Origin of the sequence: Thermodesulfobium sp. 4217-1, from assembly GCF_039822205.1 — a bacterium.
Lineage (GTDB): Bacteria > Thermodesulfobiota > Thermodesulfobiia > Thermodesulfobiales > Thermodesulfobiaceae > Thermodesulfobium.
The window spans coordinates 159,744-172,050 of sequence record NZ_JBAGBW010000001.1; the positions used below are offsets into that span (position 1 = coordinate 159,744).

Annotated in this window: 19 protein-coding genes; all 19 read left to right on the forward strand. The window is 36.8% G+C overall.

The genetic code is table 11. The features are described from left to right. Positions 1 to 15: 15 nt before the first annotated feature. From V4762_RS00805 to V4762_RS00895, 19 genes are read left to right on the forward strand one after another with little or no spacing between them, the layout of a single operon-like run. Positions 16 to 687 (forward strand): sigma-70 family RNA polymerase sigma factor, encoded by a 672-nt coding sequence (locus tag V4762_RS00805; RefSeq protein WP_347313860.1) that lies wholly within the window; start codon positions 16 to 18, stop codon positions 685 to 687. Next, positions 684 to 2,042 (forward strand): DUF342 domain-containing protein, encoded by a 1,359-nt coding sequence (locus tag V4762_RS00810; protein ID WP_347313861.1) that lies wholly within the window; start codon positions 684 to 686, stop codon positions 2,040 to 2,042. Before V4762_RS00805 ends, V4762_RS00810 begins: the two co-directional genes overlap by 4 nt. Further along, the gene (locus V4762_RS00815; RefSeq protein WP_347313862.1) at positions 2,042 to 2,545 is read left to right on the forward strand and encodes a MotE family protein; all 504 of its coding nucleotides are present in this window, start codon (positions 2,042 to 2,044) and stop codon (positions 2,543 to 2,545) included. The genes V4762_RS00810 and V4762_RS00815 overlap by 1 nt, the downstream gene beginning before the upstream one ends. After that, positions 2,538 to 3,266: an OmpA family protein gene (locus tag V4762_RS00820; protein ID WP_347313863.1), complete on the forward strand. Its 729-nt coding sequence runs from the start codon at positions 2,538 to 2,540 to the stop codon at positions 3,264 to 3,266. The genes V4762_RS00815 and V4762_RS00820 overlap by 8 nt, the downstream gene beginning before the upstream one ends. A 26-nt stretch (positions 3,267 to 3,292) precedes the next feature. Further along, positions 3,293 to 3,772 (forward strand): flagellar basal body-associated FliL family protein, encoded by a 480-nt coding sequence (locus V4762_RS00825; protein ID WP_347313864.1) that lies wholly within the window; start codon positions 3,293 to 3,295, stop codon positions 3,770 to 3,772. A gap of 35 nt (positions 3,773 to 3,807) precedes the next feature. Beyond that, positions 3,808 to 4,167, forward strand: a complete 360-nt coding sequence (locus V4762_RS00830; protein ID WP_347313865.1) for a response regulator — start codon at positions 3,808 to 3,810, stop codon at positions 4,165 to 4,167. 7 nt (positions 4,168 to 4,174) lie between these two features. Next, positions 4,175 to 5,041, forward strand: coding sequence for a flagellar biosynthetic protein FliO (locus V4762_RS00835; protein ID WP_347313919.1), 867 nt, complete (start codon positions 4,175 to 4,177; stop codon positions 5,039 to 5,041). 2 nt (positions 5,042 to 5,043) lie between these two features. Next, positions 5,044 to 5,784: a flagellar type III secretion system pore protein FliP gene (fliP, locus tag V4762_RS00840; RefSeq protein WP_347313866.1), complete on the forward strand. Its 741-nt coding sequence runs from the start codon at positions 5,044 to 5,046 to the stop codon at positions 5,782 to 5,784. A gap of 9 nt (positions 5,785 to 5,793) precedes the next feature. Beyond that, positions 5,794 to 6,828 (forward strand): chemotaxis-specific protein-glutamate methyltransferase CheB, encoded by a 1,035-nt coding sequence (gene cheB / locus V4762_RS00845; protein WP_347313867.1) that lies wholly within the window; start codon positions 5,794 to 5,796, stop codon positions 6,826 to 6,828. A gap of 20 nt (positions 6,829 to 6,848) precedes the next feature. Further along, positions 6,849 to 7,631: a CheR family methyltransferase gene (locus V4762_RS00850; protein WP_347313868.1), complete on the forward strand. Its 783-nt coding sequence runs from the start codon at positions 6,849 to 6,851 to the stop codon at positions 7,629 to 7,631. Between the two features lie 9 nt (positions 7,632 to 7,640). Further along, positions 7,641 to 8,249 carry a chemotaxis protein CheC gene (locus V4762_RS00855; RefSeq protein ID WP_347313869.1) on the forward strand — a complete coding sequence of 203 codons (609 nt, stop codon included), beginning with the start codon at positions 7,641 to 7,643 and terminating at the stop codon, positions 8,247 to 8,249. A 1-nt stretch (position 8,250) separates the two neighbouring features. After that, positions 8,251 to 8,721 carry a chemotaxis protein CheD gene (locus tag V4762_RS00860; protein WP_347313870.1) on the forward strand — a complete coding sequence of 157 codons (471 nt, stop codon included), beginning with the start codon at positions 8,251 to 8,253 and terminating at the stop codon, positions 8,719 to 8,721. After that, on the forward strand, positions 8,721 to 8,990 hold the full coding sequence (locus tag V4762_RS00865; RefSeq protein WP_347313871.1) for a flagellar biosynthetic protein FliQ: 270 nt from the start codon (positions 8,721 to 8,723) through the stop codon (positions 8,988 to 8,990). The genes V4762_RS00860 and V4762_RS00865 overlap by 1 nt, the downstream gene beginning before the upstream one ends. Positions 8,991 to 9,031: 41 nt before the next feature. Continuing rightward, on the forward strand, positions 9,032 to 9,757 hold the full coding sequence (gene fliR, locus V4762_RS00870) for a flagellar biosynthetic protein FliR (RefSeq protein ID WP_347313920.1): 726 nt from the start codon (positions 9,032 to 9,034) through the stop codon (positions 9,755 to 9,757). Continuing rightward, positions 9,744 to 10,793, forward strand: a complete 1,050-nt coding sequence (gene flhB / locus V4762_RS00875) for a flagellar biosynthesis protein FlhB (RefSeq protein WP_347313872.1) — start codon at positions 9,744 to 9,746, stop codon at positions 10,791 to 10,793. Before fliR ends, flhB begins: the two co-directional genes overlap by 14 nt. Before the next feature lie 15 nt (positions 10,794 to 10,808). Continuing rightward, positions 10,809 to 11,057, forward strand: a complete 249-nt coding sequence (locus V4762_RS00880) for an EscU/YscU/HrcU family type III secretion system export apparatus switch protein (protein ID WP_347313873.1) — start codon at positions 10,809 to 10,811, stop codon at positions 11,055 to 11,057. A 56-nt stretch (positions 11,058 to 11,113) separates the two neighbouring features. Further along, complete coding sequence (locus tag V4762_RS00885; protein WP_347313874.1) at positions 11,114 to 11,374, forward strand: hypothetical protein; 261 nt, start codon at positions 11,114 to 11,116, stop codon at positions 11,372 to 11,374. Continuing rightward, on the forward strand, positions 11,375 to 11,812 hold the full coding sequence (locus tag V4762_RS00890; RefSeq protein WP_347313875.1) for a DUF6115 domain-containing protein: 438 nt from the start codon (positions 11,375 to 11,377) through the stop codon (positions 11,810 to 11,812). Position 11,813: 1 nt separating this feature from the next. Beyond that, positions 11,814 to 12,302 (forward strand): chemotaxis protein CheW, encoded by a 489-nt coding sequence (locus V4762_RS00895; RefSeq protein WP_347313876.1) that lies wholly within the window; start codon positions 11,814 to 11,816, stop codon positions 12,300 to 12,302. The last annotated feature ends 5 nt before the right edge of the window (positions 12,303 to 12,307 follow it).

Below are 12,307 nucleotides of genomic sequence, written 5' to 3' on the forward strand. Positions count from 1 at the left end.
TTTTGAAGAACGAAAATGTTAGATGAAAAAGCCCTTTGGATAAAATATAGAAATTCTACAACTCAAGAAAACAGGAATTTGCTCGCTCTTAATTATCTATCGTTAGTAAAAAGAATTGCAGCAAAGATATATACAAATATACAGGGCAAAGTTGAGTTTGAAGAGCTTTTAAACTATGGAATTTTCGGTTTATTAACGTCAATTGAAAGATTCGAAGAATCTCGAGGTCTTAAATTCGAAACATTTGCTACACACAGAATTAGAGGGGCAATTTTAGATGGGCTTAGAGAACTAGATCCATTGAAAAGAGGGACTCGTTCTAAGGTAAAAAAATTAGATAGAGCAATTAACGAGCTAAAATCCTCACTTGACAAAAATCCAAGCGACAAAGACATCGCAGACTATCTGAGCATAACCCAAGAAGAGCTGCTTGATTGGTATGTTGAGATTGATGCGCCATCTGCCTTTGGAAATGAGTTAACCACTTCAGAAAATTCTTCGATTGATTTATCAATGGCTATTGATAGCCTTGAAGATAGAGAAAAACAAATTATTGATCTATACTATTATGAGGATCTTTCTTTAGACGAGATCGCAAAGATTTTAAATATATCGATTTCTAGGGTATCTCAGATTCACGGTAAGGCTCTGATAAAACTAAAATCACAGTTAGAGGGGGATGTATGAATCTAGATTTAGATCTTTCTGTTGATAAAATGTTGGCCACTATATGTATAAGAGTTCAAGAAGGAGAAACCTTGCCCTCCCTTGAAGATATGAGACAATATCTCAAAAAGGGCGGAATAAATTATGGCATAGATGAAGAAGCTCTAAATCAGGCTATTGCAAAGCCAGGCTCGATATTTACTGTTGCAAAAGGAGAGAGTCCTACAAGTCCTGTAGATGGAAAAGTTGAGTACAAATTTCCATTGAAAACACAAATTAAACCCAAAGAAGACAAAACTGGAAATGTAGACTATTTTGATTTAGGATTTGTATATAACACTAAAGAAGGAGATCTTCTTGCAGTTAAAACTCCCCCGATAGAGGGACAGCCTGGGCACGATGTTACTGGGAGGGTTTTAATGCCAAAGAAACCATTCAATCCAAAATTCGTGGCTGGTAAAGGGACAAAGTTGTCAGAAGATGGACTTAGTATATTTGCAGAAGCTGCAGGTACCCCAAGACTCATTGATGGTAAAATTGTTGTATTGCACACCCTTGACATAGACAAGGATATAGACTTTTCAACGGGAAATATTGTTTTTAATGGATCTGTCAACATAAAAGGCAGCGTTTTATCAGGATTTTCTGTTGAGGCAGATGGGGATGTAATGGTAGCTGGCATAGTTGAAGAGTCTACAATTAAGGCAAAGGGCAATGTGGTAGTAAGATCGGGTTTTGAGGGAGGGTCAAATGGCTTTATTCAAGCTGGAAAATCGGTCAATATTAGATTTGTTCATAATGGCAAGATTGTTGCAGGCGAAGATGTCTTAATAGAGTCTGAGGCATTTTTTTCCAGCATCATGGCTGGCGGTAAGGTTATTATGCAGGGCAGAAATTCTCAAATTACAGGCGGCAGTGTAGAAGCCGGTGTTGAAATTAGGTCGAGAGTTATCGGATCTTATAAACATACAAAAACCCAGGTAAGCGCAGGAATAGTTCCAGGTCTAAAGGAGAAATTAGAAACTATTTTAAACAGGATAAAGTCTATTGAAGCTCAGGTTAAGAAGGCTAAAGAAATAGAAGATAGATTTCTTTATCTTAAAAAGAGGCAAAAGGACAAATTTCCTCAAGCTCAATTAGATTCTCTTGAAAATATTCAGAAAACTATAGAATCATATTTGGGTCAGATAGAATCTTTGAAAAAGGTAAAAGATGAGATAATTAAAACAAAAGAAGAAAGAAAGAGCGGAAGGATAATTTCAGATATAATATATCCAGGAGTAATTTTAACAATCGCCGATATATCTCAAGAGATATCGGAGGAGATGAGAGGCGTTAGCGTTAGAATTGAAGAAGGAGAGTTAAAGTTCTATTAATGAAATGGTTAATGATCGTAGGATTTTTAATAATTGCTATTATTGGCACAGCTGCTGGACTCTATTTTAGCGGCACGGTGAAATTTCCTTTTCTACCACCACAAAAATCTGTAAAAACACAGTCTGAGAGTGCTAATGTCTCTCAAAATCAAACTCAACAACAGACACCTTCAACAATATCACCCGCCCTAAACGCATCTCAAAACAATGCCAACAATAGTGCTTCGATTACCAATAGTCAAAAAAATATTATCCAGTCCGCAGCAGATAAGGTGAAGCAGCAAGAGGTGCTGAAGTTACAAAGAGACGCAAGGGTTCTCTCCAATATGGATCCTTCCGATGCTGCTAAGATAATAGAAAACATGGACGATACCCAGGCTGCAAAGGTGCTTAGCTATATGGATAATAAAGAAGCATCTGATGTGTTGTCCGAGCTTACGTCTAGCAATCCAAAAAAGGCTACAAAACTCTTAAATATGATGGGAGCATCGCCTGGTGGCTAAAAAAAAGAAAAGTTCAGGTGGAGGCGGAGGAGGTCATGATAGCGCTGGTGGTATGAGGTGGCTTTTGACCTACTCAGATATGATCACGCTCTTAATGGCTTTTTTCATCTTGCTATTTTCTATGGCTACCCTTAACGCTTCCAAATTTGCTGCAACCGCACAAGCGCTAAGAGAGGCGTTTGGAGGTTACACTATCCTTGACAGGGGTTCATCTGTTATTGGAGAACCTGGTTCAACTACACAAAGCGCTCCTGTAATGCCTGATTCTGCAATGAAGGCACAGGATGCATCTTTAAAAATAGCTCAGATTCTAAGACAGTCTTTAAACTCTAACCAATTTTCAGTTATTCAAACTGAAAGGGGTTATTTAATCTCTATCTTAACTGACAAGATACTTTTTGACTCTGGAAAAGCTAATCTCAAAACTGATGCCTTTCCACTTCTCACAAAGATCGCAGCAGTTTTAGAAAAGATTGACAATGAAGTATATGTTGAGGGCCATACTGACAACGTTCCTATACATACAGTAGAATTTCCATCCAACTGGGAGCTTTCTGCTGCAAGGGCTGCCTCAGTAGCAAAATATTTTATAGAAAAAGGCGTATCCTCCTCAAGGTTGGTGATAGCTGGGTATGCAGATACCAGACCCGTAGCCTCAGATGACACTGCTGCTGGTAGACAAAAAAATAGAAGAATTGATATTCTTATAACAAAGAAATAAAGAAATTTGATATTTAGGAGGATAAAATGAAATTGTTCTCAAATAAAAAGATGTTAATAGCTCTTGTAGTTTTGATAGTTTTGGGAGGTGGGATAGGCTTTTATGTTGCAAATATGTTGACTCCAAAGCCAGCCCCAAAAGAAAAACAAGAACCAATATTTTTTACTTATCCTCTCCAAGAGTTTGTGGTGAATACGAAGGATGGAAGGTTTCTAAAGGCTAGCATTGTCTTAGAACTAAACGAAGAGATACCTCTTAAAAGTGAAGCTGCAGGCGGGGAAGGTAAAAAAGTTGTTTTAGAACCGAAGGCCAAACCTATCCTGGATGCCCTGACTCCACAATTAAGAAATGCTGCTATAATTATATTGTCGAGCCAGACATATCAGGAATTGATAACTTCTCAGGGTAAGGAAAGGCTTAGACAGATATTATTTCAAAAGTTTAACCAAATTGTAGGACGCGATGTTGTAAAAGATGTTTACTTTACAAGTCTTGTTATGCAATAATATTTTTACCTTAAAACTTATGATAGGGGGAAACTATGGCAAAAATATTGATTACTGATGACGCTACATTTATGAGGAAGATGTTAAAGGACATTTTAACAAAAAATGGTCATGAGGTGGTGGGTGAGGGAGTAAATGGTTTAGAAGCTTTAGAAAAATACAAAGAACTCAAGCCTGAGTTGACTTTGTTGGATATCACTATGCCTGAAAGAGACGGTCTTTGGGCTCTTAAGGAGATTAAGGCTTTTGATTCCAATGCTAAGATTATAATGGTGTCTGCAATGGGTCAGCAAGCAATAGTAATTGAGGCCATACAAGCTGGAGCAAGAGATTTTGTTGTAAAACCATTTCAACCAGACAGAGTATTGGAGGCAGTTAGGAAGGCCCTTTCTTAAATTGATCATGCGCTTTATATATATATTTTTATTTATAGCGCTTTTATCGTCAAACGCGTTTGCAGCCCAAAAAAATATAAATGGGCCGCTTCCTTCCTTCTTTCAAACTGACTCAACGCCTTCTATAAAGTTTGGGGTAAACAATCCTAAAGATATATATGTGCTAAATACAGACGACAATCAAAATAAAAACAATCTAAGTAAAACAAACACCCCAATCGAAGAAAAGGCTATTTCTATAGATAAGACCTCTAAAGCTGCGAACAATACTAGCTCTAATAACTTAGAACCAATACAATACACCCAAAACTCTTCACCTCAATATCACCAACTCGATAAAATCTCCTCAAATGATAATATAAAAGTAAATAGCCCTGAAGAAGCAAAGACGAATAATGTTGTAGAAAGTACTAACGCGGCTCAAAATCAAAACAATCCGTCAAAGGATAATTCTCTGGGTTTAACGGTAGACAACTCCCAAAATCAACATAATTCATCCGCTCCCGATATTATGGGCTATCTCATTAGGTTTTCAATATTTTTGATTTTATTAGTTCTTGTTCCAATGTTAATTATCAGAAGACTAAAGGGAAAGCTTAAGGTCAGCTATTCTATACCAAAATCAACTAACGGCTTTGTCCGAGTAGTTGATAAGTTAACCCTATCATACTCTGAGCTTTTTATAGTTGAAGTTATGGATAAATATCTTCTGTTGTCAGTGTCTAAAGATGGCGACATAAAACTTTTAAGAGAATTTGAAACTATAGGAATTTTTCCAGAAAAAGATATTAAAGAAAAAAAATTGGAAAAAAGCAGTTTTTTGGATGTATTGAGAAAGTTAAAAAAAGAAGTAAAACAGTTAAATAATAGTTAACAGTGAAAAAAAATTTTATATTTTTATTTTTTCTTTTGGGATTGGTTGTTTGCTCTCATACAGCTAATGCCGCTCCAAATATAAATATCGATTTAGGCGCTGGTTCGCCAAACGATATTGCAAATTCTTTAAAAGTTTTATTCATTCTAACCATTCTTGCTTTTGCGCCACTATTACTCTTGATGACCACTTCTTTTTTGAGACTGATAATAGTATTTGGTTTTTTAAGAAACGCCCTTGGTGTGCAGCAAATAATACCTGGTCAGATTATAATAGGGCTTTCTTTGTTTCTTACGCTTTTTATTATGACCCCTATAATCCAGAAAATTGAGCAAGACGCATATACTCCATATCAAAAAGGCCAGATCACTTTTCAAGACGCAATTGAAAAAGGATATGTCCCACTCAGAGACTTTATGCTTCACAATACTAGAAAGAGCGACCTGTCCTTAATGATAGATCTTTCTCGATCCCCTAGGCCAAATTCTGTAAATGATATTCCTCCAACAGTAACCATAAGCGCATATGTATTGAGCGAATTAAAAACATCATTTATAATTGGTATAGTAATATATTTACCTTTTGTTATAATAGATCTTGCAGTTGCAAGCATACTTATGTCTATGGGAATGATGATGATTCCACCTGTTATGATTTCTTTGCCGCTAAAGATACTTCTTTTCGTTTTGGCTGATGGCTGGTCCCTTTTGGTAAAAAGTTTGATTGCAAGTTTTACAATTTAGGAGGCTGTAGTGTCTAAAATAAAACTATTTATAGTAGAAGACTCATTAGTCATAAGATCAATTCTCAAAAGAATGCTTCTTGAGGAAAGCGATATAGAGGTAGTTGGCGAAGCTGGCAAGGTAAAAGACGCCATAGATGGGATAACTTCTTTAAGACCAGACGTAGTTACTCTTGATGTTATATTACCCGATGGCTCTGGACTGGATGTTTTGAAACAATTATCTGATAGCGGAACTCCTTTTATAATGCTTAGCTCTTCTACAACAGAGGGGGCTCAGGTAACAGTAGACGCACTTAACTATGGTGCCTTTGATTATGTTGCTAAGGTTAACCCCCCTCTTGGAGTTATGTCTGCTAAGGATGAATTGTTAAAAAAAATCAGAGCAGCCTATCTTGCAAGGGGAAAGATTAGAGTAAAGCCATGCATAGAGTGTTTGCCACCTAAAAAAACGCCCATAAAAATAGAAAGAAAGATTGCCAATAAGGCTGTTGCAATAGTCGCATCTACAGGTGCTCCTCCACAAATCAGAAAGGTCGTGTCAGAGTTAGATCCAGATTTTGATGCATCGCTGATAATCGTCCAGCACATGCCTGTCGGATTTACAAAGATTTTTTCAGATAGCTTAAATACAATCTGTCCCTTTCCTATAAGCGAAGCTGAGGACGGGCAATTGCTTTTGTCAAATACAGGAATTGTTGCAAAAGGCGGATACCACTTGAGAGTAAAAAATGACAAATCAATATATTTAGATGATAAAACTCAAGCTTATTTTGGCCTAAGGCCGGCAGGGGATATGACGCTTGAAACGCTTGGCCCAGTCTTTAGAGAAAAACTCTTGGTAGTTATAATGACTGGTATGGGATCTGATGGTACTAGTGGTGCGAAAATAGTCAGAGAATCGGGTGGCAAGATCTACGCAGAGGATGAAAGTTCTTGTGTTGTTTATGGAATGCCTGGCTCAATTGTTCGCTCAAATTTACAAGACAAAATAGTAAATTTATCTGGTATACCTAATGCTATAATGGAATTTGTTAAAGATTAGAATATTTTAGGGAGTGAATAATGGACGATCAAAAGGAATATAAAGAATTTACTGAAGAGATATTCAGGCTAACAAGCATTCCATTGCATTTATACAGAGAAAACCAGGTAAGAAGAAGGGTAACTCTGTGGATGAGCTTTTTAGGCATAAAGACATTTGGAGAGTATTTAGGCTACCTTAAGTCGAATCCAAAGGCGTTGGAAGAGTTTAAGAAAAAATTTACCATAAACGTGTCTGAGTTTTTCAGAAATCCAGAGCTTTTTGAAGAGCTACAAAAATACATACCAGAACTATCAAAAAAAACAGACGTGTTGAAAATTTACAGCGCTGGTTGTTCTGTGGGGGCAGAGGCATACACCGTTGCAATAATACTTAATGAATATTTTAAAGGCATAAAGTATCATATATGGGGGCTTGATATTGACGATGAAGCTCTTGAAAAAGCTAAGATAGGAATCTATACGAAAGATTTTTTTAAAAGCGCAAAAGCGCAACTGCTTGAAAAGTATTTCAAGAAATTTCCAGATGAAAAATATCAGGTTAACGACGATATTAAGCAGAATACAACATTTGTGAGGGGAGACTTGATTCTGGGTGAACCTCCAAGATTGGATTTTGATATTGTACTTTGCAGAAATGTGGTAATATATTTTGATGAAGAGGCAAAAGAGAAGGTTTATGCAAATATTAGCAAGAGTCTTAAATTAGGGGGAATTCTTTTTGTGGGAGCCACCGAGCGAGTTTTTAATGCAAGAAGATTTTCCTTGGAATATGTCTCGTCATTTATATATAAAAAGGTCTGAGGAGGTTCCATGGGATACGAAAAGCTTGAAGCTGACCACTTAGATGCTTTAAAAGAATTAGGCAACATTGGTGCCGGCAATGCTGTTACTGCCCTGTCTTCTTTCTTGAATACCGAGATAAATATGGAGGTAGTGGAGGCGAAGCTTGCCACCTTTAATGAGGCTGCTAATATCTTTGGCAGTCCAGAAAAGGAAGTGGCAGCTGTGTATTTAGCAATTTCTGGCAATCTAAAGGGCCACGTTTTATATCTTTGGCCAGTCCAAAGCGCAAAGGCAATAGCAGGCATGCTTATGGGTATGAATCCAGATGAGCTTGAGTTTGATGAGATGACAATGTCTGCGATTTCTGAAATAGGCAACATTATGTCTGGATCATATATAACTGCCCTATCCTCTTTTACTGGTATGACATTCGATATTAGCCCTCCTGCTGTGGCAGTAGATATGAACGGTGCACTTTTAGACGGCATTATATCCTTAACTGCTGTGGGCGATAGAGTTTTGATTATACAGACAAGCATGGTTGCTTATGGCGTAAGAATTGCTGGAGTTTTGGCCGTTTTGTTTGAACCAGATTCTTTAATAAAACTTTTAGAGTCAATTGGAATGGGTGTTTGATATGGCTGAGTATTTTTGTGGTATGGGAGAATGGGCTGTGGGTCAGGTGGGGGATATTCTTTGTGCGAGAGGTCTTGGTTCTTGTTTAGGTCTGGTGCTTATTGACAACAAAAAACGTATGGCTGCTATGGCTCATGTAATGCTTCCATCTTCTAATGGCAAGGTGGATATGCCTGCTAAATATGCTGATACTGCGGTAATGTATCTTTTAGAGCAATTAAAGAAAAATGGTTCGAGTATGAATATTAGTTGTAAAATGGCTGGCGGGTCAAAGATGTTTAATGTTTCGGAGTCTTCTCTTTTGGATATAGGCAGAAGGAATGCCGAGGCCCTGGAAAATTCCTTAAAAGAAAATGGGATCCAACTTCTAAGTAAGGATGTAGGCGGAAGCTTTGCCAGAACAGTCATTTTTGACGTTATGAAAAGGAAATTTTTAGTTAGGACAATCGGACGAGGTGAGGTAGAGATCTGATGAGCCAGGGGCTTGTTCTCGACCTTTCGAGGAATGCAATGTTAATTCTTCTTCTAATAACAGCCCCAGTTTTATTTGTTGCTTTGTTTATCGGTCTGTTTTTGGGAATATTTCAGGCTGCAACACAGCTTCAGGATATTACCATATCTTTTGTTCCAAAACTTTTAGCAGTCATTATAGTTATGTTTTTATTGGGCCCATTCACTTTAAACGTTTTGACAGACTATATAATAAGACTCTATCAAAATATTCCTAATATCATAAAATGAACGATATATCCCTTTTCTGGGATATGGTGATTCGCTCTTTGATGCCGATACTTAGGTTTTCAGGCTTTTTTGCTGTCGCTCCGTTCTTTAGCACAAAGGTGATACCGACTCAAGTTAAAATATTGATAATTCTTATCTTTTCTATATTGATTACAATGAACATGAAGATTAATGTCCCAGATAATCCCATAATCTTTATTTTTTCGTCAATTTTTGAAGTTTTGATAGGAATGTGGATGGGCTTTATATTTTATTTATTTTTGTGGATCCTTGAATTCGCGGGCGGGTTATTTGATATGCAATCTGGAATGGGTATGGCTGCGTTCTATGACCCTCAAATGGGGACTGAGACATCTGTTTATGGCAATTTTTTTACGCTACTGGGACTTTTGATGTTCTTAATAGGAAATTTTCACTATCTTCTTTTAAAAATATTTGTTGAAAGCTATTATATCTTGCCAGTGGGTCAATTTATCAAACCAGGACCCTCATACCAGCTATTAATGACCACTTTAATGTGGGCGATGATTGCGGGATTGCAGATGGCTTTGCCGGTTGTTTTAATTTTATTTTTGATAGATTTTAGTTTAGGAATAATGGCAAGAACTGCGCCTCAACTAAACGTCTTGTTGTTAGGGCTTCCTTTAAAAATTCTTATTACCACTATGATGATTATTATATTTTTGGGTTTTGCCCTGCCTTTTATAAACCAATGTTTTAATTATATGAACACTGTTTCAATGGAGCTAATCAATGCCCTTCGATGAGGGAGATAAGACAGAGCCGGCTACAGACAAAAGAAGGCGAGAGGCCAGAAAAATGGGTCAGGTAGCGAAATCTCAAGAGCTCTCTAGCATTCTTGTATTTTTTGGAAGTTACATGATTTTACAGTTCTTTTTATTTACATTTTTTAATAGCTGGTTTAATCTATGGAAGAGTTTTTTAGCTTTTGATACCCTTGACTTAAACGTTCAATATCATAATTTTTTGATTGCTTTTTTAGTTCTTATGGTCCCCCCCGTGATTGGGGCTCTTTTTATGTCATTGTTATCAAATATTTTGCAGGTTGGTTTCGTAATAACGCCACAAGTTCTTATTCCAAAATTTTCTAATCTTGACATTTTAAAGTACTTCAAAAGGCTTTTTTCTGTTAGGGGATTTGTAGATCAAGTCTTGAAGCCAGCTATTAAGATATTGATCCTTGCATATATTTTAATATCTTCTCTATTGGTTGTTCTTCCTGAAATCTTAAACCTCTCCTTCATAGATATTCACAAAAGTTTTCAAATCGTTATAGAAATTGTTTCATCAATTCTTGTGAAGACTATGATAGTGTTGTTTTTCTTTGCATTGATTGACTATCTTTTTCAAAGATGGCAATATGAAAAGGGCATTAGGATGAGCAAACAAGAGATCAAAGAGGAATATAAGAGCACAGAAGGGGATCCTCTCGTAAAATCCAGGATAAAAAGGTTGCAAAGTGAAATGGCGAGAAGGAGGATGATGCAAGAGGTTCCAAAGGCCGATGTAATCATTACAAACCCTACTCACGTTGCAGTTGCTATATTTTATGATCCAGAGAAATATAGAGCACCAAAGGTCGTGGCTAAAGGAATGGGCATCGTAGCTGAAAAAATTATGCAAATAGCTAAAGAAAACGATGTTCCACTAATAAGAAATGAAATTTTGGCGAGGTCGATTTTTAAAGAGGTAGAAATCAACTTCGAAATTCCCGAAAAGTTTTATAAAGCTGTTGCAAGTATTTTGGCAACGGTATATAAGGGAAAAAAGAAGGTGATCTAAGTCAAGAAAAGAGTCGTGGCTTTAAAATATGATAAATCTAAAGGGCCCCCAAGAGTTGTAGCTAAGGGCCAAGACGAGCTTGCTGAGAGAATTATAAATATGGCAAGATTGCACAACATTCCTGAGATAAAAGATCCCAATCTCTTAAAAGACCTGTATAAAGTTAATATTGGTGACGATATACCAGTAGGACTATATGAATCGGTTGCAAAAATTATTGCAAAAATCTACCTATTAAAGGGCAAAAAGAGTATTGACCAGTGAGTCATATATATTTTAATTTGATGATATACTTAAAATATTGATAAGAGGTGATATGAATGATTAGCTCTGTTGATATGCAAGGGGTACTTATGCAAATAACAGAATCAGGGAGGGCACAGCTTGCCAACCCCGGTTCAAGAGTTGATGCTGCTCAGCAATCAATGGCTATTCAATTTCAAAAGATCCTTGAGGAAAATCGAAATAAGGTTAAAAAGACAGAGGAAGCTGAAAAATCTTCCTCAATAAAAAGGGTGTCGCATAGACAGACCAAGGGTGAACAGGGCAAGAATAACAAAGGACTCAATGTGGTGGTTTAAATGGAGCTATTAATTTTATTGTTTCAGATTGTTATTCTTGGCGCATCTATCTTTTTTCTTTACTCGCGAGAGGTGAGGTTGAGGGATATTTATTCAAAGCTTCCTTCTGAAAGCGAGATTATAGAGCTTGAGAGTGAGATGAGGGAAATACTTTATGAGTTAAAAGATTCCTTGAGAAGGGTGAAAACTCTTGAGTCAGATGAAGCGCTAAAGGTTGAACACCTTGAGCAAGCGGATGAAAAATATACCGATCTTGATATTGAAAATATTTTGCCAAAATCCTTGGAGCAAAACGGCGTTTATGATGATGTTATAGGGCTTTTTAATAAAGGTATGTCAGAATTTGAAATTTGCAGGAAGCTCAGTCTTCCTAAGGGAAAGGTAGATCTTATCTTGAATTTAGAAAAGCTAAAAAAAGAATTTAAAGGGGGTTTTTAATTTGGAAAAAGATATTTTAACATCTGATGTTTATGAGATCCAGCTTGTGGTTTTCAAGCTTGCAAAGGAATTTTATGGAATCGAGATTTCATCTGTTCAGGAGATAATTAAGATTCAAGACATCACGCGGGTGCCAAAGGCACCAGGTTTTGTCGAAGGGGTTATAAATCTGAGAGGCAAGATAGTTCCAATTGTCGATCTTAGAAGGCGATTTGAGCTTGGACAAACTGAGCGAACAAAGGATACCAGAGTAATAGTTGTAGAGACTTCAGGCAATATTGTAGGCTTCATTGTAGATCTTGTTACTGAGATACTTAGATTTTCTTCAGATTCTCTTGAGCCGCCTCCGCCAATTTTTTCTGGAATTGATGCAGAGTACATAAAGGGTGTTGCAAAAGTTGACGAAAGGTTGATAGTTTTACTAGACATCAACTTAATGTTCAAAGGGGAAGAAGAAGATGGATTGAAGATGCTTGAGGCAGGCAAATAGGAGGC